This window comes from Janthinobacterium sp. CG_23.3 (assembly GCF_046115965.1).
In the GTDB taxonomy this organism is placed as follows: domain Bacteria; phylum Pseudomonadota; class Gammaproteobacteria; order Burkholderiales; family Burkholderiaceae_D; genus Janthinobacterium.
Map to the genome: position 1 here is coordinate 16,599 of NZ_JBJXIB010000050.1, position 21,815 is coordinate 38,413.

The window sequence follows — 21,815 nt, forward strand, 5'->3', positions numbered from 1 at the left end:
TGCTCATGCCGGGGCCGGCGGGTGGCCGGCCCCGGCGTCTTGTGGCTTAAATCCGCATCGGCATGACAACGTACTTGAAGTCGGCGTTGTCGGGGATGGAGATCAGCGCGGACGAATTCGAGTCGCCCAGCGCGATGTTGACCTGCTCGCACTTCAGGTTGTTGAGCACGTCGAGCAGGTAGGTGACGTTGAAGCCGATGTCGACGGCGTCCCCGCCGTAGTCGATTTCCATTTCCTCGACGGCTTCCTCCTGGTCGGCGTTGGTCGAGCTGATTTTCATGCTGCCCGGGCTGATGATGCAGCGCACGCCCTTGAACTTGTCGCTGGTCATGATGGCGGCGCGTTGCAGCGAACGCAGCAGCTCGTCGCGGCCGATCGTGAAGTCGTTCTTGTAACCCTTCGGGATGACCCGGGTGTAGTCGGGGAACTTGCCCTCGACCAGCTTGGAGATCAGTTCGATGTCGGCGAACGTCAGCTTGACCTGGTTCGCGGCGATGTCGAGCTGGACCGGCTCGTCGTTCTCTTCGAGCAGGCGCTGCAGCTCGATGATGGTCTTGCGCGGAATGATCACTTCCTGGCGTTCGAAGGTTTGCTCGGTCTCGACCTGGCAGAAGGCCAGGCGGTGGCCGTCGGTGGCCACGGCGATGACGTTCTTGCCGTCCAGGACCAGCAGCAGGCCGTTCAGATAGTAGCGGATGTCTTGCTGCGCCATCGAGAAATGCACCATGTTGAACAGGTGCTTGAGCGTCTTTTGCGGCAGCGTGACGCTGGCGTTGTAGGTCTCGGCCTGTTGCACGGTCGGGAACTCCTCGGCCGCCAGCGTTTGCAGCGCGAAGCGCGACTTGCCGGTTTGCACCGTCAGGCGCTTGTTCAGCAGGGTCATCGTGACGTCGCCCGATTCCGGCAGCGCGCGCAGGATGTCGAGCAGCTTGCGCGCGGCCACGGTGGTGCCGGCGACGTCGGCGCCGGAGCCGATCTGGGCGTGCGTGGTGATCTGCACTTCGGTGTCGGTCGACAGGAAGGAGACGCCCTCGCCGTCCTTGCGGATGAGGATATTGGCCAGAATCGGCATAGTGTGCCGACGCTCGACAATACCGCTCACGATCTGCAGTGGCCGGAGAAGGGTATCTCGGGTGGTTTTGACCAATTGCATAGTAATCCTCGAATAGATGGTTTTAACGGTACTTCATTCACAACGCTGCGTCCGGGAGGTGCGCCGCCAGGGCCGCGCAACTTTGCCAAATAATAAAGGCAAACCCGTTTTCCGGCCAGTCCCGCTGGCCCCTTTCCGCGGCGGTCAGCCGCTGGCGTAAGCCGACCTACTTAGCCCTTCAGCGTCTGCTCCAGCACGTGTAGTTCGTGGTTGCACTCCGGGTTCTTGGTGCGGTCCAGGGCGATCTTGCGCACCGCGTGCAAGACCGTGGTGTGGTCGCGCCCGCCGAACAGCTCGCCGATTTCCGGCAGGCTCTTCTGCGTCAATTCCTTGGCCAGGTACATCGCGATCTGCCGCGGCCGGGCGATATTGGCCGGGCGCCGCTTCGAGTACATGTCGGCGACCTTGATGTTGAAGAAGTCGGCCACGGTCTTCTGGATGTTCTCCACCGAGATCTGGCGGTTCTGCACCGACAGCAAGTCCTTCAGCGCCTCCTTGACGATGTCGATCGTGATGTCCTTGCCGTGGAAGCGCGAGTACGCCAGGATCTTGCGCAGCGCGCCTTCGAGCTCGCGCACGTTCGAGCGCAGGTGCTTGGCGACGAAGAAGGCGACGTCGTCGGAGAAGGTGACGCCTTCCTGCTTGGCTTTCTTGAGCAAAATGGCGACGCGCATTTCCAGCTCCGGCGGCTCGATCGCCACCGTCAGGCCGGAGTCGAAGCGCGAGATCAGGCGGTCGTCCATGCCGGTGATCTCTTTCGGATAGGTGTCGCTGGTGATGATGATCTGCTTTTTCGCCGCGATCAGCGCCTCGAAGGCGTAGAAAAACTCTTCCTGCGTGCGGCTTTTGCCGCCGAAGAACTGGATATCATCGATCAGCAGCATGTCCAGCGAATGGTAGTAGTGCTTGAAGTCGTCGAAGCCCTTGCGCTGGTAGGCGGTGACGACGTCGCGCACGTACTGCTCGGCGTGGATGTAGCGGATCTTCGCGCCCGGCTGGTCGGCCATCACCTGGTTGCCGATGGCGTGGATCAAATGGGTCTTACCCAGGCCGACGCCGCCGTAGAAAAACAGCGGGTTGTACGACACGCCCGGGTTGTTGGCGACCTGGATCGCGGCGGCGCGCGCCAGCTGGTTGGCCTTGCCGGTGACGAAGCTGTCGAAGGTCAGGTCGGTGTTGATGCGGCTTTGTTCGCGCCGCGGCGAGTTGCCGATGTTGAACAGCTCGGGCACGCTGGGCACCGCGTCGGCGGCGCGGTTGGCCGGCGCGGCGCCGCCGTTCGGGTCGCTGGCGGGGCTGGCGGTCGGCGCCGCCGGCTTTTTCGGCAGGGCCAGGCGCGGGTCGAGCACGAACTGGACCTCGGTCGGACCTTCGTAGTACTGCACCGCGAGCGCGCTGATGCGGCTGGCGAACTGGGTCTTGACCCAGTCCAGCTTGAAACGATTGGGCGCGGCAATGCGCAACTTTCCGTCCTCGTAGTCGAGGGCGATGAGCGGTTTGATCCACGCGCTGAATTGTTGCGGTGTCAGCTCCAGTTCCAATTGCGCGGAACAGGTCTGCCAGAAATTGTCCATGAATGTCTATGTGAAAAGGTGTGGGAGGGCGTATCGATACTGCCCTGTGCGAACCGCGTGCAGTGTTGCCACAACTGCAAGGATCGCGCGAGGGCTCGCCACACGTAACGCGCTATTCTACTCTCGCCGGCGAAAGTTATCCACAGGCACGCTTGTTTTTTGCGCGCCGCCGCGCCGCGCCGGGGCCGCCGGCACGGGCGTAGCGGCGTCGCGCGCGGGCCGCGCCACGGCCGCCGCGGCGCGCCGATTTCACCGGCGTCGACGGTGATGCTTGACAACAGGGGGGCATATGCTGAATAATTCAGGGTTCCCCGCCCGTATTCCGTGTTTATTCACTTGAACGACAATATGGAGTAAGCGTGGATTAAGCGGGCGATGAGACTGGCCAGCTTGTGCCTTGGCATAAGTGCGCGATTGTCATTGGCACCAAAAACTGACGGGACGTCAGACCCGATTTTGCATTTTTTTTGTTTTTAGCGAGACCAACATGAAACGTACTTACCAACCTTCCGTCGTCCGCCGCAAGCGTACGCACGGCTTCCGCGCTCGTATGGCCACCCGTGGCGGCCGTGATGTGCTCAATGCACGTCGTGCAAAAGGCCGCAAACGTCTGGCCGTATAGGCCAGTCTTTGCCAGCTGATCGCGTGACTAGCTGCACTAACACAGTCGGCAATTCAGGCGAAGGTTCCCACGACTTCGCACGCGTTCGGCGCATCGTTAAAACGGATGAATTTTCATCCGTTTTTCGTTTGCGTCCGGCGCAAAAAACCGCGCACTTCGTGCTGTACACCCGCCAGAACGACTTGCCGCATGCGCGGCTGGGCGTCGTGGTGGCGAAGCGTTTCGCGCCGCGCGCGGCGACCCGCAACACGATCAAGCGCGTCACGCGCGAGTTGTTCCGCACCTCGAACCTGGCGCCGCTCGACTGCGTGGTGCGCCTGTCGAAGGCGGTCAACAGCAAGGCCGGTCCGGCCACGACGGCCCAGCTGAAGGCGGAGCTGCGCGTCGAACTGACTCGTCTGTTCGCCTCGCAACAGGCCCGGAAAGCCCCATGAAAAGCGTGCTGCTGCTCTTGCTGCGCGCCTACAAACTGGCGATCAGCCCGATGCTCGGGCAGAATTGCCGTTTTTACCCGAGTTGTTCCAGTTACGCGCTGGAGGCGATCGGCCTGCACGGCGCCGCCAAGGGCAGCTGGCTGGCGGCCAAACGCCTCGGCCGTTGCCATCCCTGGCACGAGGGCGGCTTCGACCCCGTCCCGCCGGCCGACGGCGGCACATCTTCAACGACCGCTTGCGGTTGCAACCACTCCTGACAAAATACCCTAATGGATATCAATAAACGTACCATCCTGTGGATCGTGTTTTCCGTGTCGCTGTTCTTCCTTTGGGATCAGTGGATGGTCTCGAACAAGCACCCGTCGTTCTTCGCCCCGGCGGCGCAGCAGGCCGCGAAGGCGCCCGGCGCCACGTCCGACCTGCCCGCCGCGGTAGGCGCGGCCACCGGCGCCGCGGCGCTGCCGGGCGCGCTCGCGCCGGCGGCCGCCGCCAAGGGTGAGCGCATCAGCGTCACCACCGACGTCGTCAAGGCCGACATCGACACCCTCGGCGGCCAGCTGGTGCGCCTGGAACTGTTGCAGTTCAAGGATGGTATCGACCAGAAGAAAAACCAGGTCCTGTTCGACGTCAACGCCGGCGCCGGCAAAACCTACCTGGCGCAAACCGGCCTGGTGGGCGCCACCGCCGGCAGCTTTCCGACCCACCAGACGGTGTTCGCGGCCCAGCCCGGCGCGCGCGCGCTGGACGGCGGCAACCAGGTCCAGCTCGTGCTGGAAGCGGTCGAAGGCGGCGTCAAGCTGACCAAGACCTTCACGTTCAAGCGCGGCGACTACGTCATCGACGTGCGCCACGACGTCAGCAACGTCGGCGCCGCGCCGGTCAAGCCTGAGCTGTACATGCAGCTGGTGCACGACGGCCACAAGCCGGCCGGCGACTCCTACTTCAACAGCAGCTACACCGGCCCGACGCTGTACACCGCCGCCGACAAGTACAAGAAGCTGACGTTCGAGAAGATCGAGAAGGAAGACGCCGAGCAGCTGGCCAAGCCGGACCGCAAGGTCGTGCCGGACCATCCGACCCACGCCGACAACGGCTGGGTGGCGATTTCGCAGCACTTCTTCGTCTCGGCCCTGGTGCCGCAGGATAAGGTCGCGCGCGACATCTTCACCAAGAAGGTCGGCAACAACACCTACGCGGTCGGCGTCGTCATGCCGCTCGGTACGCTGGCGCCCGGCGCCACCATCACCAACAGCGCCAAGCTGTACTCCGGCCCGCAGCAAGCCAAGTTGCTCGAGCCGGTCGCCGAAGGCCTGGACCTGGTGAAGGACTACGGCATGCTGACGATTATCGCCAAGCCGATCTTCTGGGTCATGGAACAGATCCACAAAGTGCTGGGCAACTGGGGCTGGACCATCATCGCCTTCACGGTCCTGATCAAATTGCTGTTCTTCCCGCTGTCGGCCGCCGGCTACCGCAGCATGGCCAAGATGAAGGTCGTCACGCCGAAGATGCAGGCCATCCGCGAGCGCCACAAGGGCGACCCGGCCAAGATGAACCAGGCCACGATGGAGCTGTACAAGACCGAGAAGATCAATCCGCTGGGCGGCTGCCTGCCGATCCTGGTGCAAATGCCGGTGTTCCTGGCGCTGTACTGGGTCTTGCAGGCGTCGGTTGAAATCCGCGGCGCGCCGTGGATCGGCTGGATCACCAACCTGGCCGACCCCGACCCTTGGTTCATCCTGCCGGTGCTGTACGCGATCTCGATGTATATCACCACCAAGCTGAACCCGGCGCCGGCCGATCCGATGCAGGCCAAGATGATGTTGTTCATGCCGCTGGCGTTCTCGGTCATGTTCTTCTTCTTCCCGTCCGGCCTGGTGCTGTACTGGGTCGTCAACAACGTCCTGTCGATCGGCCAGCAATGGGTGATCACCAAGAAGTACGCGCCGTCGACGCCGATCTCGCTGCTCAAATAAAACCGGCTTGCCCGGTTCGCAAAAAAGCCCGCCCAGCGCGGGCTTTTTTCATGTCGGGGACAGACCACGATTTCCGGGAAAGTATTTCCCGGGAATCGTGGTCTGTCCCCAGTTCGCCGCTGTTTTACGCCCGCCCGGCGCCCCGATAAATTACAATCACACGATGAAACTCGACTCTTCCCCCATCGCCGCCATCGCCACCGCCCCCGGCCGCGGCGGCATCGGCGTGGTACGCGCCTCCGGTAAAAACCTGGCGGCGCTGCAGGCCGCGCTGTTCGGCGCGGCCACCTTGCAGCCGCGCCACGCGACCTATCTGCCGTTCACCGACGCCGCCGGCGCCCTCATCGACCAGGGCATCGCCATCCATTTCAAGGGGCCGCACTCGTACACCGGCGAGGACGTGCTGGAGTTGCAGGGCCATGGCGGCCCGGTGGTGCTGCAAATGCTGCTGGCGCGCGTGCTCGAAGCCGGCCGCGAGATCGGCCTGCGCCTGGCCGAGCCGGGCGAATTCACCCGCCGCGCCTTCCTCAACGACAAGCTCGACCTGGCCCAGGCCGAGGCCGTGGCCGACCTGATCGACGCCTCCACCGAGGCGGCGGCGAAGTCGGCCTCGCAGTCGCTCTCGGGCGCGTTCTCGAAAACCATCCACGCGCTGGTCGAGCAGGTCACCGGCCTGCGCATGCTGGTCGAGGCCACGCTCGACTTCCCCGAGGAGGAAATCGACTTCCTGGAGAAGTCGGACGCGCGCGGCCGGCTTGACGGCGTCATCGGGGCGCTGCGCAAGGTGTTCCAGCAGGCGGCCCAGGGCGCCTTGCTGCGCGAAGGCTTGAACGTGGTGCTGGTGGGCCAGCCCAACGTCGGCAAGTCCTCGCTGCTGAACGCGCTGGCCGGGGCCGACGTCGCCATCGTCACGCCGATCGCCGGCACCACCCGCGACAAGGTCAGCGAAACCATCCAGATCGAGGGCATTCCGCTCAATATTATCGACACCGCCGGCATCCGCGCCATCAACGACGACGTCGACCTGGTCGAGCGCATCGGTATCGAACGCACCTGGGGCGAGGTCGGCAAGGCCGACGTGATCCTGCACCTGCTCGACGCCGACCACGGCCCGACCCGCGCCGACGAGGGCATCGTCGCGGCCTTCCCGGACGGCGTGCCGGTGCTGCGGATCTGGAACAAGATCGACCTGTCGGGCCACAAGCCGGCGGTCGACCCGATGGACGACGCCACCCACGTCTACCTGTCGGCGCACGAGCATATCGGCATCGACCTGCTGCGCGCCGAACTGCTGCGCATCGCCGGCTGGCAGCAGACCGGCGAGTCGCTGTACCTGGCGCGCGAACGCCACCTGATCGCGCTGAAGTCGGCCGGCAAGCACCTCGACCTGGCGGCGCTGCACGCGGCCCAGAGCGACCAGTCGCTCGACCTGTTCGCCGAGGAGCTGCGGCTGGCGCAGGTGCAGCTGTCGAGCATCACCGGCGCGTTCTCGTCGGACGATTTGCTGGGCGTCATCTTCAGCCGCTTCTGCATCGGCAAATAGCGGCGCTACCGGGGCGTGTGGGCCCGGGGCGGATGGCGCGCTCGCGGCGGTCACGCCGCGGTCATGTAAAGTTGATACAATTGTTTCACTTTTAACGTGACACTGGATACCCATCGTGACTCGCACCCTGCACCGCCCGACCATGTCCCTGCTCTGCGCCGCCAGCGTGGCGGTTTTCCTGTCCGCGTGCGGCGGCAACGACGCCGTCGACCTGCTGAACCCGGGCTCCGCCTGGCCGCCGCAGCCGACCGTGACCGGCCACCGCGGCGCCTCGGCGCTGCGTCCGGAGCACACGCTGGCCTCCTACCAGAAGGCCATCGACGACGGCGCCGACATCATCGAGCCGGACCTGGTCAGCACCAAGGACGGCGTGCTCGTGGCGCGCCATGAAAACGAGATCGGCGGCACCACCGACGTCGCCGGTATTCTCAAGTTCGCCACCCGGAAAGCCACCAAGACCATCGACGGCATACCGGTCACCGGCTGGTTCACCGAAGACTTCACGCTGGCCGAATTGAAAACCTTGCGCGCCAAGGAGCGCATTCCGGCGAACCGCCCGGCCAACACCGCCTACGACGGCCAGTTCGAGATCCCGACGCTGCAAGAGGTGCTGGACCTGGTCAAGAAGGAGACCCTCGCCAAGGGGCGCACCATCGGCATTTATCTGGAAACCAAGCATCCGAGCTACTTCAAGGAGATTGGCCTGCCGCTGGAAAAGCGCCTGGTCGACCAATTGGTGGCCGGCGGCTACCGCGGCAAGGACGCCGCCGTGTACCTGCAGTCGTTCGAAGTGGCCAACCTGAAGGAATTGCGTTCGCTGACCAAGATGCGCATCGTCCAGCTGATCGACAATCCGAAGAATCCGCCGGCGCCGAACGGGGCGCCGCGCAACGCGCCCTACGATTTCGTGGTCGCCAAAAACGGCCGCACCTACGCCGACATGGTGACGCCGGCCGGACTCAAGGAGATCGCCGTCTACGCCGACGTCGTGTCGCCGTACAAGGAGGTCATCATCCCGCGCACCGCCGCCAATGAGCTGGGGGCGGCCACCAGCTTCGTCGCCGACGCCCACGCGGCCGGCCTGAAGGTGCATACCTGGACCTTGCGTCCGGAAAATCCTTTCCTGCCGGTGAGCATGCGCGCCCCCGTTGTCACGTCGTTGAGCCAGCGCGGCGACTCGGCGGCCGAAATCACCGCCTATTTGAAGGCCGGCATCGACGGCTTCTTTACCGACGACCCCGCGGTTGGCCGCGCCGCCGTCACCGCGTTTACCAAGAAGTAAGGGCGGCTTTTGTGGGGTGGCGGATCTCTGGACACAACTCCGCCGCGCCGGCCGTAACGCATGAGTTTTCCATATTCTGACACTCTCCGGGCGAGCTGCCGCGCGCGCTTGAGAATTCTCATGCCTCTAAAATTCCGCTGACGTAACCTTGCTATCAGGCTTGATGCGCGGCGAGGAAAGGGGGCAATTTTGGAAACGAAACCGGTCGCGGCGTCCGACGCCGACACTGACGCCGCCGGCGCGCCGTCGCCAGCGCCCGCGTCGCCGGCGCGCGCGCGCCAGGCCTTGCCGCCCAAGGGCGCGTGCTGGTACTGCGAAAAGCCGCTCGACAGCGTGCGCCGCTTTTGCGGCAGGGGTTGCGCCGACTCTTTCGACGAAGAGTCCGCGTACAGCGGTTGATCCGCTCGCTTACCGGGCGCTTATTGACGGCGCCGCGTCAGCGCGTGCCAGGCGCCGTCGAAGTCGAACTCATGGGCCGCCGCCGCCACTTCCTGGTAGACGCTCAAACCCAGGCTGGCCGCCAGCACGCTGGCCGAACTCTCCAGCACGTCGATGGCGCCGCCGTCGCCTTCCCGCAACAGCGCGGCCAGGCGCGCCAGCAGGGCCAGCGTGGCCGGCGCGTCCGGGTCGGGTACCGTGACGGGCGGCGCCACATGCTGTTGCGTGGCGTCCGGCAAGGCCGCGCTGATGGCGTGGAGTAGTTCGGCCAAAGCCAGCTCGAGCTGCCCGAGCGCTTGCTCGAGCGCGTTGGACTGGGCCCGCAGCGCCGCCTCCAACGCCCCGGCCAGGTGGTACACGGCGCCGGCGCCTATCATGCCGGCGGCGCCCTTGAGCGTGTGCGCCTTCAGCTGGGCCGGGGCGTACAGGCCGGCCTCGAGCGCGTGGCGGATCTGGTGCGGCGTGCTGTGGTGGTCGTGCTGGAAGCGCCGCAATAGTTTGAAGTAGAGGACGCGGTCGCCCATGATGCGGTCGAGCCCGTCCTCGGTGTCGAGGACGGGCGGCGCCGGCGCGGCGCCGGTTGCGGTGGTTGGTGGAGTCGTTGGTTTCATCATGCCTGCTCTGCGGACGGGATGACTGAAGCTGTAACGATAGCAGAGTTAGCCAGGAAGTCCACGCAAAAACGGCGGCGGACCGAAGGAAACGGCCGCCGCCGGGAAGCGCGCGGGTGCCGCCCTTTTTAACGGGTGGTAAAGGACCAGTTTTGGGTGACTTGGGCGCCGCCCACCGTGCCGGAGAAGCTGACGTCGTAGACGGTTTTTGCGCTCAACCTGGACATCGGAACGATAGCCGCCGCCGAGACTGGCGTGTAATCGCTGTCCGGCGCGATGTATTTTACTTCCAGCTTGGCGCCGCCGCGCGGGTTCAGCGTAAACGAGCTGACGACGATCGGCGTGTTGTAGTCGGCGTGGACGCTGATCGGATAGCCCACTTCATTTTTGTCGGGAATAGGATCGGGCGCTTCTGTGTCGCTAAGAAAGAACGTCTGGACATTGATCTGGCCCGCAAACGGATAGGAGGCGATTTTCCCCGTCCCCACGCCAGGCCCTATGCCGCCGCGGGCGCCAAAGTTCGTGGTGAAATAGGTCAGGCCGGAGCTAGTCATGCGGGCGCCGGCGCCGGCTTCCTTCAGCGCCGGCTCGAAGACGGCGAAGCGGTGGTAAATTGCCGTGACCAATTCCTCCGCCAACACCTCGCCCGCCGGTGTGCTCGCCGCCGCGATGACTTCGGAGGCGAAATAGCCTTGTTGCGGCACGTCGTAAGAGGCGGCCGTCAGGCGCGCCTTCAAGTCGACGCCGGTAAAGCCCGGATTGCCTGACGTTTGGTTATGTAAGCTGGCGTCCGGTTTGGCGGTGTTGAGGCGCATGTAGTTCGAATGTCCCTGCGTGACGCCGTCCAGCGCGGTGCTGCGCGTCAGTTGACTCAGGCCCATTTGCTTGCGGCGAAAATTAAACCAGTTGTAGCCGTCGGTCGCCGTGTCGCCAGTCAAGACGGGCGCGCCCGCTTCCACCACCACGACCGGGGTGGTTGGTGTGACCGCGCCGCCACCGCCGCCGCCACCGCCACATCCGGCCAACAGTCCGGTCGCCAGCAGCGCTGAGATTGAGATAGACAAACGTTGCAAAGGTGCCATGGGAAAGTACTCCTGTCGCGGAAGGATGGGTCTGGTGCGCGCCCCGTATGACGGTTCGGCTGGATAAGAGCTTGATTTTAATCGATTTCTCGATCTGAAGGAATCCACCAGGCAACTTTTTCTTGTATCCCAGCCGTGCGGCGGCCGCCGCCCCGCGGAGTAGAATACGGGATTGATTCGAAGGCGCGCTCAGCCGCGCGCCTTTCCACCGCCTCTTTGATTGCCGACAATTTGAACTCTTCCAGCAAGACGCGCCTGCAGCGCGCCAAGTACGCCCTGCCCAGTTTGGTCACCCTGTTGTCGATCGCCTGCGGCTTTGCCAGTATCGTCATCTCGGTCGACAACGCCGCCGTCGGCAGCCCGGCCGATTACCGCCTGGCCGCCGCGCTGCTGGTGCTGGCCGGGGTGTTCGACGCGCTCGACGGCTACGTCGCCCGCGCCACCGGCACCAGTTCGCAGTTCGGCATGCAGCTCGACTCGATCGCCGACGTGATGAACTTCGGCTGCGCCCCGGCGGTGCTGCTGTATTGCTACGGCTTTGTCTCGATGGGCGGGCACGACCCGCAGTTGCTGCGTCTGGGCGGCATGGCCAGCTTTTTCTTCGTCGCCTGCGGCGCGATGCGGCTGGCGCGCTTCAACGTCAACGTCGGGCGCACCGACCCGCGCTACTTCGTCGGCATACCGATCACCGCCGGCGCCGCCTGCGTGGCGGCCGTGGTGGTGGCCTGGCCTGCGCCGCTGAGCACGGCGGCGCAGGGGTATTGGCTGGTGCTGCTGCTGTTCGGCGTGGGTAGCCTAATGGTGTCGACGCTGCGCTTTCCCAGCTCGAAGCAAAAGAAAAGCCTGGTCGCGCTGCTGGTCCTGCTGCTCAACGTCGGCTTGCTGGTCTGGCTGACGACCAGCTTCTTCGTCTGGTTCTTCGCCGCCTACATCACGCTGACCGTGGCGCTGAACCTGGCCTGGTATCTGGGTTGGCGCGGCATCGCGCCGCCCGAGGTATATCCCGACGACGAGGCGATTTGAGTGGCGGCCGGCGGCCGCGTGACGCCGCGGACGCCGTGTAAGCCAACGGCGTAACCGCGGGTGGTAATAGTCCTTGCGGCGCCTCAGGCCACGTCGTGGCCGCGCGCCGCGCGCAGGATGGCGAACCAGTCGCCGCGGCCGAGCGTGAATTGGGTCGCCTCGACGGCCACCGCGACCGCCTCGACGCGGCCGGTGCCGGTCAGCGGCAGCGGCCGGCACGGCAGTTGCATGATCCATGCGAAGACCACGCTGGCGAACGGGCGCTGCAGGCGGTCGGCGATCTCCTTGATCACCGCGCGCAGGCGCTCGCCGTTGGCGTCGCCGGCCTGGAACAGGCGTCCGCCGGCCAGCGGCGACCAGATCATCGGCGCCACGCCCAGGTCCTGCAAGCCGTCGAAGGTCTCGTCGAACAGCGGCGCCAAGTGCAGCGGCGAGCATTCGACCTGGTTGGTGGCCAGCGCGAAGCGCCGGTGCAGGCTCTCGAACTGGTGCCGGCTGAAGTTGGAGACGCCGAAATGCAGCACCTTGCCGTCCCGGCGCAGCTGCGTGAACGCTTGCGCGATCTCGTCGAAATCCATCAGCGGGTCGGGCCGGTGGATCAGCAGCAGGTCGAGGCGGTCGGTGCGCAACTGGCGCAGCGAGTTCTCGGCCGAGGCGACGATGTGGGCGGCGCCGGTGTCGTAGTGCGGCAGCGCGTGCTCCGGGCGGTGCGCCGAGACCAGCTTGACGCCGCACTTGCTGACCAGCTGCATGCGCTCGCGCAGCGCCGGCTGCAAGGCCAGCGCCTCGCCGAACAGGGTTTCGGCGCCGTAGTCGCCGTAGATGTCGGCGTGGTCGAAACTGGTCACGCCCAGTTCGAGGCACTGCTCGACGAAAACGAGGCGCTGCTGCGCCGTCATGCCCCAGGCGCCCAGGCGCCACATGCCGGCGACCACGCGCGAAAGCTCGGGGCCGTTGGCGCTGCTGCGGCTGCGCGGGCAGCACAGGTCGGCGGGAAAGGCGTGCGTCATGGCGGGCTTTCGGGTTGGCGTTTGGTCCGATTATAAGACGAAGCCCGCTCGCGGCGGGCTTCTCTATCGTAGGTTGGATGAGCGGCACGCGTCATCCGACCTACGAAAATCGCGTTAAGCAGCCATGCGGCTTATTTCAGCCATAGGCGCATCGAGTCCCAGGCGCGGCCGAAGATGCTGGCCTGCGGCACCGTTTCCAGCGCTACCACCGGCAGTTCCAGCAACGCCTTGCCGTCGACCATCATTTTTAGCGAGCCGACGCGGCTGTTCTGCGCCAGCGGCGCGACCAGCGGGTCCTTGCGCTCGAGCAGCGGCTTCATCTTGGCGGCGACGCCCTTCGGCACCGTCACCAGCACGTCGCCGGCGAAGCCGATCTTGACGGTGTTTTGCGAACCCTTCCACACTTCCGGCGTGGCGATGGCCTGGCCCTTCGAGTACAGCTTGACGGTGTCGAAGTTCTGGAAGCCCCAGTTCAGCAGCTTCTGGCTTTCCTGGGTGCGCGCCTGGTCCGACGAGGTGCCCAGCACCACCGAGATCAGGCGGCGCTCGCCGGCGCCGCCGGGACGGCGCGCCGAGGCGATCATGCAGTAGCCGGCCGCTTCGGTGTGGCCGGTTTTCATGCCGTCGACGGTCGGGTCCAGCCACAGCAGGCGGTTACGGTTCGGCTGGGTGATCTTGTTGTAGGTGAAGCTTTTCACCGAGTCGATCTTGTAGAACTCCGGGTAGTCGGCGATGACGCGCTTGGCCAGCACCGACAGGTCTTGCGCGGTCGAGTAGTTGTCGGCGCTCGGCAAGCCGTGCGGGTTGCCGAAGCGGGTCGATTTCATGCCCATGCGCGCCGCTTCGCGGTTCATCAGCGTGACGAAGGTGCCCTCGTCGCCGGCGACGGCCTCGGCCAGCGCGACGGCGGCGTCGTTGCCCGACTGGATCATCAAGCCGTGCAGCAGGTCGTCGATCGAGACCGGGGTGGCCGGGTCGATGAACATTTTCGAGCTGCTGGCGTCGACCTTCCAGGCCCGCGTCGAGACGTTGACCATCTGCTTGATGTCGAGTTTTTTCTCGCGCAGCGCGGCGAACGTCAGGTAGGCCGTCATGATTTTGGTCAGGGAGGCCGGTTCGACGCGCGCGTCCGGGTCCTGCGCGGCGATGATCTGGCCGCTGGTGGCGTCGACCAGGATCCAGGACTTCGCCGCGATGGTCGGCGCCGGCACGCTTTGCGCGAATGCGGCGGACAGGAACAATACACTGGAGGCCAGTGCCGCTAAGAGTTTTTTCATGGGGCTTGTATCGAAAAGTAAAGGGTGCCTAAGGCCATGCTGCTGCGGGGCAAGCTTGTGCATGGCCGATGGAAAAAGAGCGACAATTATAGAGCCTTACGGCATGTCCGCGCCGCCCCTTTGCCACAGTTGCAGCACCAGCGACTTGATGTGCTGTAGTTTGCGGTGGAAAAAGTGGTCGGCGCCGGGAATGACGATCACCGCAATGTCTTGCGGCCGGGCCCATTCGAAGACGTCGCGCAGCGGGATGGTCTCGTCGAGTTCGCCGTGGATCAGGATGCTGTCGGGGGGAATCGCCGGCATCGCCCATTTGCCGGCGGCGCTGCCGATCAGCACCAGGCGCTCGGCCGGCGTGCCGGCGGCGACCAGGCGCTGCTGCAGCTGCGCCTGAACGAAGGTGCCGAAGGAAAAACCGGCCAGCGCCACCGGCAGGCCCGGATGCTGCGCCCGCATATGCGCCAGCAACAGCGCCATGTCGTCGGTTTCGCCGTGGCCGTGGTCGTGCACGCCCTCGGAGGCGCCGACGCCGCGGAAGTTGATGCGCGCGGCGACGTAGCCGAGCGCGACGAAGGTGCGCGCCAGCGTCTGCGCCACCTTGTTGTCCATGGTGCCGCCGTACAGCGGGTGCGGGTGCGCCACCAGGGCGATGCCGCGCGGCGCGCCGGCCGGGTGGTCGAGCAAGCCCTCGATGTTGCCGGCGTGGCCGGCGAGGGTGAATTTTTCTGAGTTTTTATTCATGTCGTATAGTCGGTGGGCACGGGGGAGGTCAGATCTTCAGGCGTTCGACGATGTTGCCGCCGACCAGGTGGCTGTCGACGATCTCGTCGATGTCGCTGGTGTCGACGAAGGTGTACCAGGTGCCTTCCGGGTAGACCACCATGACCGGACCCTCCTCGCAGCGGTCCAGGCAGCCGGCCTGGTTGATGCGCACCTTGCCGGCGCCGTTGATGTTGAGTTCCTTGCAGCGCTTCTTGGCGTGCTTCTGGGCCGCCTCGGCGCCGTGGTCGCCGCAGCTGTTGCGGCCGTCGTCGCGTTTGTTCAGGCAAAAGAAAACGTGGCGTTCGAAATAGGGTGTGTCGCTCATGGGGTGCCTTGTGCGGGTTCGTCGATGCGCCATGATACCGCGTCGCCGCCGCCATCGTCGCGGGCGGGGGCGCGCACCCGCGTCAAGGCCGGTTCAGCTTGTGCGAGCGCAGTGCCAGGAACCACAGCGCGAAAAACGGCCACAGCAGCGAAAGGAATTGCGCCGCGCCGTTGAAGTTGAGGAAGCGCCCCTGCACCCAGCTTTGCAGCGTCGCCATGAAGTAGGGGTTGAGCGGCGTGGTGTTGACGATGATCAGGCTCAGCAGCAAGGTCGCGGCCGCCACCCGGCGCTGCGCCTGCGCCGGCGCGAAGGCCAGCCCGCCCAGCATGATCAGGCCGATGACGAAGCCGCCCTGGGCCCCGGGCGTGACCCAGACGAAGGCGTTTTCCGGCGCGAACAGCAGCGCGCTGGCCAGCGTCTTGACCAGCACCGCGGCGGCGATCAGGCCCAGCGCCAGGCGCGCCTTCGGCGCCGAACGGCGCAGCAGGCACAGCATGGCCAGCACCGCGCCGGTCATGCCGCAGGCGGTGATGATGGTCTCCGACAGCCAGTACTGCTCGACCGTCAGCACCGTGTCCGGGCGCAGGTAGGCGGCCAGGTCGATGTCGACGCCGGCCAGCGCCGACAGCCATTCCGACAGGATCGGCAGCAACTGGCCCAGGCCGAACAGATAGCCCTGCGGGTAGATTTGCGCCAGCGGCCACAGCGCCAGCAGCACCAGGCCCTGGCTGGCGTGCTGGGCGAACCAGCGCTGGCGCAGCCGGTACAGGTGGCTGTGGTCGAGCAGCTTCCTGGCCGACAGCGCGCCCAGCACCGCGCCGACGCAGGCGCCGGCGGCGTTGGTGAAAAAGTCCAGGTTCGACGGCACCCGGCTCGGCAGGTAGGATTGCACCGCCTCCATCGCGCCCGACACCAGCATGCCGCAGGCGCTGGCCAGCAGCACCGCGACGACGCCGCGGCAGCGCGGGTAGCACGAGTACACCAGCAGCGCGCCGAACGGGATGTAGCCGAGGATGTTGATACCGACGTCGAACTTGGTCCAATAGCGCGGCATGTCCAGGTGTTCGAGGAAGGTCAGCGGCGGCAGGCCGCTGTTGCGCCAGCCGGCGAACGGAAACCAGCTGGCGTAGACGATCAGCAGCAGATAGGCCAGCAGCGCCGCGCGCGCCGCCGGCGAGGCCTGGCTGCCGACGGTCGGGATGGGGGTGGCGGGCTCGGTCATTCTTTCCGCAACGGCAGTGCGGCCAGCCAGGCGATGATGTCGGCGGCGACCGCGTCGGACGCCGCCGCCAGCGCCTTGGCGCCGCCCAGCGCGTCGGCGCTGGCGGCGGCGCTGTCGCGGCTGAAGGTGCGCTGGTCGACCAGGCGGTGGTTGCGGAACAGCGAGGCGCGCAGCGTCAGCCGGCCGCTGCTCTGGCTCTGGCTGTCGAAGGTGTGCGAGAAGTCGTCGACCTCGACGCGCAGCAGGCCGGCGCCGGCGGCGGCGTCGGTGGTCGCGAGCACTTTCACGCCGCTTTGGGCGATGCGCGACTTCAGGCGCGCGCCGAGCAACTGCAGCGGCGGGCTGTTCCAGCGGTTGTGCGCGTACGGCCTCGATTGCTGGGCGTCGGCGTACAGCAAGCGGTAGTACATGCGCTGGCTGTCCAGCCAGGACGGCCCGGTGACGTCGGCCACCACCAGCGCCGAAGCGGCGGCGCCGTTGGCGTCGGCCGGCGCCGCCGCGCCGGGCGGCGGGCCGAAGTCGTACAGCGTGGTCGTCGGCGGGGCGCTGGCGCAGCCGCCCAGCGTGGCGGCGGCCAGGGCTAGGGCCAGCGTGGCCAGGCGGCGGGTCGGGGTGGTGGTCATGGTGCTCCTTATTGTGGTGCCGTGAAACCGGCTTCGCCGGGGCCGGGCGGCACTTCCGGCGCACCGAACAGGATGCTTTGCGGGCGCTCGTTGAGGCCTTCCATGGTGCGCTTGAGCACCCGCATGGAGGAGCGCGCCTCGTCGCTCAGGTCGATCACGTGCGGCAGCGTGTCGAGTTCGATGCTGGCGGTGATCGCCTCGACCGACAGGCCGACCCGGTCGACCGTGCCGGTGATTTGGTCGAGGGTGCCGCCGGGCGCTTGCAGGCGGTTCCCCAGCGCCTCGTAGTTCCTGGCCATTTTGCTGACGTCGGCGCCGGCGCCGGCCACCGCGTCCAGGCTGCGCTGCGCCTGCGCCGTCAGTTCGGGCAGCTTGGCCAGCGTTGGCGCCAGTTGCCGCGGGATCGCGCCGAAGGCGTCGGCGGCCTTGCTGACGTCGCGGAAGGCGCCCAGCATCACCTGCTGGTTGGCCGGGCTGACCAGTTCGTTCACCTTGGCCGTCAGCGCCTCGGCCTGGTCGAGAATCTTCTTGCCGCGTTTTTCCAGCTGGTCGAACAGGCCGGGGCGCAGCGGGATGCGCGACGGGCTGTCGGCGCTGGTGGCCAGGCGCTTCGAGCCGACCAGCTCGTCGTCCAACTGGACGTAGGCGATCCCGGTCACGCCCTGGTAGCCGAGCGAGGCGTAGGTGGTCTCGGTCACCGGCGTGCCCTTGTCGACGCTCAGGTGGACCAGGATCTGGCCGGTCACCTTCGGGTCGAAATCGATGGCGTCGACCTTGCCCACCTCCAGCCCGCGGTAGCGCACCGCCGCCTGCGCGTTCAGGCCGGGCACCGACATCGTGGTGGCCAGCAGGTAGGGTTCGCGCTCGACCCGGTCGCGGTTGAACCAGACCCCGAACAACACCGCCGCCGCCAAAAGGACGATGGTGAAGAAGCCTGTCATCAATGCGTGCGATCGGTTTTCCATTACACCTCCGGTTTCTTTTCAGCGCGGCGCTCGTCGAGCACCGCCAGCGCGCGTTGACCGCGGTCGCCGAGGAAAAATTGTTTGATAAACGGGTGATCGACGCGGATCACCTCGCGCGTCGGGCCGATGGCGATGACGTGTTTTTCGGCCAGCACGGCGATCCGCGTCGACAGCGCGAACAGCGTGTCGAGGTCGTGCGTGACCATCACCACCGTCAGGCCCAGCTCGCGGTGCAGCGACTGGATCAGCGCCACGAAGGTTTCCGACAGGTCCGGGTCGAGCCCGGCGGTGGGTTCGTCGAGGAACAGCAGTTTCGGCTCCAGCGCCAGCGCGCGCGCCAGCGCGACCCGCTTGATCATGCCGCCGGACAGGTCGGACGGCATCTTGTTGGCGTGCTCCGGCCCCAGTCCGACCATATTCATCTTCAACAAGACGGCGTCGCGGATCAAGTCCTCGGGCAGCGCGCGCAGTTCGCGCATCGGTTGCGCGACGTTGTCGAACACCGTCAGCGCCGAATACAGCGCGCCCTGCTGGAACAGCATGCCCCAGTGGTTGCGCAACTGCTGCAGGTGTTCGGAGTCGGCCTGGCTGATGTCCTCGCCGAACACCCGCACGCAGCCGCGCGAGGGCCGCTCCAGCCCTAGCATCTGGCGCAGCAGCACGGTCTTGCCGGTGCCGGAGCCGCCGACGATCGACAGGATCTCGCCGCGCTCGATGGCCAGGTTCAGGTCCTGGTGCACCACGGTGCGGCCGAACTTGGTCCACAGATTGCTGATCTCGACCACCGGGGCGTCGCCGTCCAGGCTGAAGGCGCCCTCGGCGCCGCAATGGCTTGCGCCCGCCTGCATCAGTAGCCCACGCCGTTGAAGACGATGGCGAACACGGCGTCGGCCAGGATCACCACGGTGATCGCCGTGACCACGGCGGTGGTGGTGCCGCGCCCCAGGCTTTCGGTGTTGGCCTTGATGCGCAGCCCGAAGTGGCAGGACACCAGCGCGATCAGGCTGCCGAACACCACGCCCTTGCCCAGGCCGATCAGGTAGTTCGCCAGCGGCACCGCGTCCGGCAGCTTCTGGATGAAGTAGCGCGACGACAGGTTCAGTTCGATCTTGGCCGCCACCATGCCGCCGATGAGCGCGGCGGTGTCGGTCCAGATCACCAGCAGCGGCATCGAGATGGCCAGGGCCAGCACCTTTGGCATGATCAGGCGGAAGCCGTGCGAAATGCCCATCACCAGCATCGCGTCGAGTTCCTCGGTGACGCGCATCACGCCCAGCTGCGCGGTAATGGAGGAGCCGGAGCGCCCGGCCACCAGGATCGCCGCCAGCAGCGGGCCGAGTTCGCGGATCACGCTCATGCCGAGCAGGTTGACCAGGTAAATGTCGCCGCCGAAGGCGCGCAACTGCTGCGCCGACAGGTAGGACAGCACCACGCCGATCAGGAAGCCGACCAGGGCGGTGATGCCGAGCGCCTGGAAGCCGGCGTGGTAGATGTTGGCGGAGATTTCGCGCCACGGCCCGCGCGCCGGACGGCGCAGGAAGCGCCCGAGGTCTTGCACCACCTGGCCGACCAGGGCGATAAAGGCCGCCATGTGCTCGAAGAAGGAGAGCATTTTGAGGCCCAGCAGCATCACCGAGGTCAGGCGCGCCTTGCGGCTGCGCGGCACTTCGATGCCGCCGGCCTGCTCGATGCGCTTGAAGAATTCCTCCTGGGCCGGCGCCAATTGCAGTTGCTTGGGCCGGGCCTTGTCCCAGGTGTTCCAGAACAGTTGGGCGCCGATGTGGTCCATGCTGTCGATCTGGCGCAGGTCCCAGGCCACGCCGGCGTCGCCCTGCAGCGGCTTGAGCTGCGCGGCGATGCCGGCCATCGCGTCGCCCTGCGCCAGCGCGTGGACCTGCCAGGTGCCGCTGGCGCTCACCGCGCGCGTCGTTTTGGCGTTGGGGTCGAGGGTCAGGGTAGGCGCTTGTGAAATTGGCATGGCCTCAGTTTAAGGGAGATTGGCGCGGACCGCCACCGCTGTTCATAGCGGCGCCGGCTCAGGCGGCCAAATGGCGCGCCTGGCGCTGCGGGATCGACGCCTCGGCGCGCTGCGCCGGCGCCGCCGCGCTCTTCGCCTTGGTGCCGCCGGAATCGCGGCCGGCGTAGTCGCTGGCCAGCAGCAGGTTCGCCTCGAGCAGGCTCATGCCGCGGCTTTGCAGCCATTGCGACACCAGGCTGGCCAGGCGGTCGAGCGCGATGCGGTGGGTCGCGTCGGTCTTCGCGTACAGCCAGTCGGAGAAGTCCATGAAGTTCTCGAACGGCGCCTCACCCATCACGTGCAGCACGGTGTTGGCGAAGCGGCCCGAGTTGGCCACCAGGTCCCAGTAGCGGGCGAAGCGCACCAGCCGCTGCATCGTCATGAAGTCGATCTGCTGGTTGGCCAGGATGGTGTAGGGCGGGTGCGGGTCGAACACCAGGCCGTAGGTGTCGGTGTGGCGGATGATGGGCGTGCCGCGCAGGCGCTTGAGGATGCCGAACTGGATCTCGTGCGGCTTCAGCTCGACCAGGCGGTTGAAGCCGCGGGCGAAACTGGCGACGTCCTCGCCCGGCAGGCCGGCGATCAGGTCGACGTGCAAATGGGCGTGCGACTGCTCGCACAGCCAGCGGATGTTCTCGGCGGCCTTCTGGTTGTCCTGCTTGCGGCTGACCAGCGCCTGCACTGCCGGATTGAAGCTCTGGATGCCGATCTCGAACTGCAGCGCGCCGGGCGGAAACTTGCTGATGCCATCCTTGAGCGCGTCCGGCAGGTGGTCGGGCACCAGTTCGAAGTGGGCGTACACCGGATCGTCCGGATTGGCCTCCAGCTTATCGAGGAAGAACTGCATGATCTTCAGGCTGGTCTTGATGTTCAGGTTGAAGGTGCGGTCGACGAACTTGAACAGGCGGGCGCCGCGCGCGTGCAGCGCCTCCATCTCCGCCAGGAAGGGATCGAGGCTGAACGGCCAGGCGGTCTTGTCCAGCGCCGACAGGCAAAACTCGCACTTGAACGGGCAGCCGCGCGAGGCCTCTACATATAAGGTGCGGTTCTTGATGTCGTCGTCGGTATATAAGGAGTAGGGCAGCTTCAGTTCGGCCAGCGGCGCTTGCACCCCGGCGTGGATCTTCATGATCGGCTTGGGGCCGTTGAGAATTTCGCCGCACAGCTTGGGGAAGGTCACGTCGCCCCAGCCGGTGATCAAATAGTCTGCCGCCTGGACGATGGCCTGCTCGCCCGGCTCGTACGACACCTCCGGCCCGCCCAGCACGACGACCACCTCCGGCGCCACCCGCTTGAGCATCGCCACCACCTTGGTGGTTTCCTCGACGTTCCATATATAGACGCCGAAACCGACGATGCGCGGCTTGTGCAGCAAGATGCGCTCGACGATCTCGGTGGTCTTGGTGCCGATCACGAATTCCTGCAAGCGGGTGCGCTCCTGCAGCGCTTCCATGTTCGCCATTAAATAGCGCAGACCCAGCGAGGCATGGGTGTAGCGGGCATTGAGGGTGGAGAGCAGGATGGTCATGACGGGCTTCAAAAACGGGGAAAGCAGCCATTTTACGCTGCCGCCCCACTTCGCCCGGATAAAGCTTGCTTAGTCGCCGCGCCTTCGCTATAGTTCGCCTCCCCAATGAGCGGCAGCAGATGCCGGGCAAAAAGGGCCGGTCGGAAACGACGGGTAGCGAAAATAGAAGTTGACGAAACAAGCGAAACGCTTCATACTCTTTCTTCTTCGCGGCCGACAAACAGAACGCTTTGTCAACAAGCCGCAGGCAGTACCGAACAAGTTCTTTAACAATTAACAGTCGATAAATGTGGGCATTTGATGAAGGTGCCGGCGGACTTCGGTCCGCCGCATACTTAAATTATCAAATGC

At 65.7% G+C, this 21,815-nt stretch carries 22 protein-coding genes; 8 read left to right on the top strand and 14 right to left on the bottom strand.

What is annotated here, in order from left to right:
- Positions 1 to 46: 46 nt before the first annotated feature.
- Positions 47 to 1,153, bottom strand: a complete 1,107-nt coding sequence (gene dnaN / locus ACFDR9_RS13510; RefSeq protein WP_026133283.1) for a DNA polymerase III subunit beta — start codon at positions 1,151 to 1,153, stop codon at positions 47 to 49.
- Positions 1,154 to 1,323: 170 nt separating this feature from the next.
- Positions 1,324 to 2,727 (bottom strand): chromosomal replication initiator protein DnaA, encoded by a 1,404-nt coding sequence (dnaA, locus tag ACFDR9_RS13515; RefSeq protein WP_409031317.1) that lies wholly within the window; start codon positions 2,725 to 2,727, stop codon positions 1,324 to 1,326.
- A gap of 487 nt (positions 2,728 to 3,214) precedes the next feature.
- On the opposite strand from dnaA, the gene rpmH reads away from it, so the two are divergent.
- The 7 genes from rpmH to ACFDR9_RS13550 all read left to right on the top strand — a co-directional run bounded on the left by rpmH (position 3,215) and on the right by ACFDR9_RS13550 (position 8,983).
- Positions 3,215 to 3,349, top strand: a complete 135-nt coding sequence (gene rpmH / locus ACFDR9_RS13520) for a 50S ribosomal protein L34 (RefSeq protein WP_010401996.1) — start codon at positions 3,215 to 3,217, stop codon at positions 3,347 to 3,349.
- 23 nt (positions 3,350 to 3,372) lie between these two features.
- On the top strand, positions 3,373 to 3,783 hold the full coding sequence (gene rnpA / locus ACFDR9_RS13525; RefSeq protein ID WP_409031328.1) for a ribonuclease P protein component: 411 nt from the start codon (positions 3,373 to 3,375) through the stop codon (positions 3,781 to 3,783).
- Positions 3,780 to 4,040, top strand: coding sequence for a membrane protein insertion efficiency factor YidD (yidD, locus tag ACFDR9_RS13530; RefSeq protein ID WP_017878449.1), 261 nt, complete (start codon positions 3,780 to 3,782; stop codon positions 4,038 to 4,040). Before rnpA ends, yidD begins: the two co-directional genes overlap by 4 nt.
- Before the next feature lie 12 nt (positions 4,041 to 4,052).
- On the top strand, positions 4,053 to 5,759 hold the full coding sequence (yidC, locus tag ACFDR9_RS13535) for a membrane protein insertase YidC (RefSeq protein WP_409031318.1): 1,707 nt from the start codon (positions 4,053 to 4,055) through the stop codon (positions 5,757 to 5,759).
- A 163-nt stretch (positions 5,760 to 5,922) separates the two neighbouring features.
- On the top strand, positions 5,923 to 7,302 hold the full coding sequence (gene mnmE / locus ACFDR9_RS13540) for a tRNA uridine-5-carboxymethylaminomethyl(34) synthesis GTPase MnmE (protein WP_409031319.1): 1,380 nt from the start codon (positions 5,923 to 5,925) through the stop codon (positions 7,300 to 7,302).
- A 142-nt stretch (positions 7,303 to 7,444) separates the two neighbouring features.
- Positions 7,445 to 8,584 carry a glycerophosphodiester phosphodiesterase gene (locus tag ACFDR9_RS13545; protein WP_409031329.1) on the top strand — a complete coding sequence of 380 codons (1,140 nt, stop codon included), beginning with the start codon at positions 7,445 to 7,447 and terminating at the stop codon, positions 8,582 to 8,584.
- A 189-nt stretch (positions 8,585 to 8,773) separates the two neighbouring features.
- Positions 8,774 to 8,983, top strand: a complete 210-nt coding sequence (locus ACFDR9_RS13550) for a hypothetical protein (protein ID WP_017878453.1) — start codon at positions 8,774 to 8,776, stop codon at positions 8,981 to 8,983.
- A gap of 20 nt (positions 8,984 to 9,003) precedes the next feature.
- On the opposite strand, the gene ACFDR9_RS13555 is transcribed toward ACFDR9_RS13550, so the two are convergent.
- Positions 9,004 to 9,636 carry an Hpt domain-containing protein gene (locus ACFDR9_RS13555; protein ID WP_017878454.1) on the bottom strand — a complete coding sequence of 211 codons (633 nt, stop codon included), beginning with the start codon at positions 9,634 to 9,636 and terminating at the stop codon, positions 9,004 to 9,006.
- 125 nt (positions 9,637 to 9,761) lie between these two features.
- The gene (locus tag ACFDR9_RS13560) at positions 9,762 to 10,715 is read right to left on the bottom strand and encodes a CAP domain-containing protein (RefSeq protein ID WP_409031320.1); all 954 of its coding nucleotides are present in this window, start codon (positions 10,713 to 10,715) and stop codon (positions 9,762 to 9,764) included.
- Positions 10,716 to 10,946: 231 nt separating this feature from the next.
- Here ACFDR9_RS13560 and pssA point away from each other — a divergent pair, with 231 nt between their 5' ends.
- Positions 10,947 to 11,738 (top strand): CDP-diacylglycerol--serine O-phosphatidyltransferase, encoded by a 792-nt coding sequence (gene pssA, locus ACFDR9_RS13565; protein ID WP_232429745.1) that lies wholly within the window; start codon positions 10,947 to 10,949, stop codon positions 11,736 to 11,738.
- Between the two features lie 83 nt (positions 11,739 to 11,821).
- On the opposite strand, the gene ACFDR9_RS13570 is transcribed toward pssA, so the two are convergent.
- From ACFDR9_RS13570 to ACFDR9_RS13615, 10 genes are all read right to left on the bottom strand, one after another.
- Positions 11,822 to 12,748: an aldo/keto reductase family oxidoreductase gene (locus ACFDR9_RS13570; RefSeq protein WP_017878457.1), complete on the bottom strand. Its 927-nt coding sequence runs from the start codon at positions 12,746 to 12,748 to the stop codon at positions 11,822 to 11,824.
- A 131-nt stretch (positions 12,749 to 12,879) separates the two neighbouring features.
- Complete coding sequence (locus ACFDR9_RS13575; protein WP_026133285.1) at positions 12,880 to 14,025, bottom strand: D-alanyl-D-alanine carboxypeptidase family protein; 1,146 nt, start codon at positions 14,023 to 14,025, stop codon at positions 12,880 to 12,882.
- A 96-nt stretch (positions 14,026 to 14,121) separates the two neighbouring features.
- Positions 14,122 to 14,763, bottom strand: a complete 642-nt coding sequence (locus ACFDR9_RS13580) for an alpha/beta hydrolase (protein WP_409031321.1) — start codon at positions 14,761 to 14,763, stop codon at positions 14,122 to 14,124.
- A gap of 28 nt (positions 14,764 to 14,791) precedes the next feature.
- On the bottom strand, positions 14,792 to 15,109 hold the full coding sequence (locus ACFDR9_RS13585) for a (2Fe-2S) ferredoxin domain-containing protein (RefSeq protein WP_409031322.1): 318 nt from the start codon (positions 15,107 to 15,109) through the stop codon (positions 14,792 to 14,794).
- Between the two features lie 82 nt (positions 15,110 to 15,191).
- A complete protein-coding gene (locus ACFDR9_RS13590) occupies positions 15,192 to 16,331 on the bottom strand; it encodes a VanZ family protein (protein ID WP_017878461.1) in 1,140 nt (379 codons plus the stop codon).
- The gene (locus ACFDR9_RS13595; RefSeq protein ID WP_409031323.1) at positions 16,328 to 16,954 is read right to left on the bottom strand and encodes an ABC-type transport auxiliary lipoprotein family protein; all 627 of its coding nucleotides are present in this window, start codon (positions 16,952 to 16,954) and stop codon (positions 16,328 to 16,330) included. The genes ACFDR9_RS13590 and ACFDR9_RS13595 overlap by 4 nt, the downstream gene beginning before the upstream one ends.
- 8 nt (positions 16,955 to 16,962) lie before the next feature.
- On the bottom strand, positions 16,963 to 17,919 hold the full coding sequence (locus ACFDR9_RS13600) for an MlaD family protein (RefSeq protein ID WP_026133286.1): 957 nt from the start codon (positions 17,917 to 17,919) through the stop codon (positions 16,963 to 16,965).
- Positions 17,919 to 18,767 (bottom strand): ABC transporter ATP-binding protein, encoded by an 849-nt coding sequence (locus ACFDR9_RS13605; protein WP_409031324.1) that lies wholly within the window; start codon positions 18,765 to 18,767, stop codon positions 17,919 to 17,921. Before ACFDR9_RS13605 ends, ACFDR9_RS13600 begins: the two co-directional genes overlap by 1 nt.
- A complete protein-coding gene (locus ACFDR9_RS13610) occupies positions 18,767 to 19,897 on the bottom strand; it encodes an ABC transporter permease (RefSeq protein WP_017878465.1) in 1,131 nt (376 codons plus the stop codon). The genes ACFDR9_RS13605 and ACFDR9_RS13610 overlap by 1 nt, the downstream gene beginning before the upstream one ends.
- A gap of 58 nt (positions 19,898 to 19,955) precedes the next feature.
- Positions 19,956 to 21,464: a DUF4080 domain-containing protein gene (locus tag ACFDR9_RS13615; protein ID WP_409031325.1), complete on the bottom strand. Its 1,509-nt coding sequence runs from the start codon at positions 21,462 to 21,464 to the stop codon at positions 19,956 to 19,958.
- Positions 21,465 to 21,815 lie beyond the last annotated feature (351 nt).

What these genes read in the sequence shown, in the direction of transcription:
- dnaN (WP_026133283.1), bottom strand. Translation starts at nt 1,153, where the DNA reads ATGCAATTGGTCAAAACCACCCGAGATACCCTTCTCCGGCCACTGCAG.
- dnaA (WP_409031317.1), bottom strand. Translation starts at nt 2,727, where the DNA reads ATGGACAATTTCTGGCAGACCTGTTCCGCGCAATTGGAACTGGAGCTG.
- rpmH (WP_010401996.1), top strand. Translation starts at nt 3,215, where the DNA reads ATGAAACGTACTTACCAACCTTCCGTCGTCCGCCGCAAGCGTACGCAC.
- yidD (WP_017878449.1), top strand. Translation starts at nt 3,780, where the DNA reads ATGAAAAGCGTGCTGCTGCTCTTGCTGCGCGCCTACAAACTGGCGATC.
- yidC (WP_409031318.1), top strand. Translation starts at nt 4,053, where the DNA reads ATGGATATCAATAAACGTACCATCCTGTGGATCGTGTTTTCCGTGTCG.
- mnmE (WP_409031319.1), top strand. Translation starts at nt 5,923, where the DNA reads ATGAAACTCGACTCTTCCCCCATCGCCGCCATCGCCACCGCCCCCGGC.
- ACFDR9_RS13545 (WP_409031329.1), top strand. Translation starts at nt 7,445, where the DNA reads ATGTCCCTGCTCTGCGCCGCCAGCGTGGCGGTTTTCCTGTCCGCGTGC.
- ACFDR9_RS13555 (WP_017878454.1), bottom strand. Translation starts at nt 9,636, where the DNA reads ATGATGAAACCAACGACTCCACCAACCACCGCAACCGGCGCCGCGCCG.
- ACFDR9_RS13560 (WP_409031320.1), bottom strand. Translation starts at nt 10,715, where the DNA reads ATGGCACCTTTGCAACGTTTGTCTATCTCAATCTCAGCGCTGCTGGCG.
- ACFDR9_RS13570 (WP_017878457.1), bottom strand. Translation starts at nt 12,748, where the DNA reads ATGACGCACGCCTTTCCCGCCGACCTGTGCTGCCCGCGCAGCCGCAGC.
- ACFDR9_RS13575 (WP_026133285.1), bottom strand. Translation starts at nt 14,025, where the DNA reads ATGAAAAAACTCTTAGCGGCACTGGCCTCCAGTGTATTGTTCCTGTCC.
- ACFDR9_RS13580 (WP_409031321.1), bottom strand. Translation starts at nt 14,763, where the DNA reads ATGAATAAAAACTCAGAAAAATTCACCCTCGCCGGCCACGCCGGCAAC.
- ACFDR9_RS13585 (WP_409031322.1), bottom strand. Translation starts at nt 15,109, where the DNA reads ATGAGCGACACACCCTATTTCGAACGCCACGTTTTCTTTTGCCTGAAC.
- ACFDR9_RS13590 (WP_017878461.1), bottom strand. Translation starts at nt 16,331, where the DNA reads ATGACCGAGCCCGCCACCCCCATCCCGACCGTCGGCAGCCAGGCCTCG.
- ACFDR9_RS13595 (WP_409031323.1), bottom strand. Translation starts at nt 16,954, where the DNA reads ATGACCACCACCCCGACCCGCCGCCTGGCCACGCTGGCCCTAGCCCTG.
- ACFDR9_RS13600 (WP_026133286.1), bottom strand. Translation starts at nt 17,919, where the DNA reads ATGGAAAACCGATCGCACGCATTGATGACAGGCTTCTTCACCATCGTC.
- ACFDR9_RS13605 (WP_409031324.1), bottom strand. Translation starts at nt 18,767, where the DNA reads ATGCAGGCGGGCGCAAGCCATTGCGGCGCCGAGGGCGCCTTCAGCCTG.
- ACFDR9_RS13610 (WP_017878465.1), bottom strand. Translation starts at nt 19,897, where the DNA reads ATGCCAATTTCACAAGCGCCTACCCTGACCCTCGACCCCAACGCCAAA.
- ACFDR9_RS13615 (WP_409031325.1), bottom strand. Translation starts at nt 21,464, where the DNA reads ATGACCATCCTGCTCTCCACCCTCAATGCCCGCTACACCCATGCCTCG.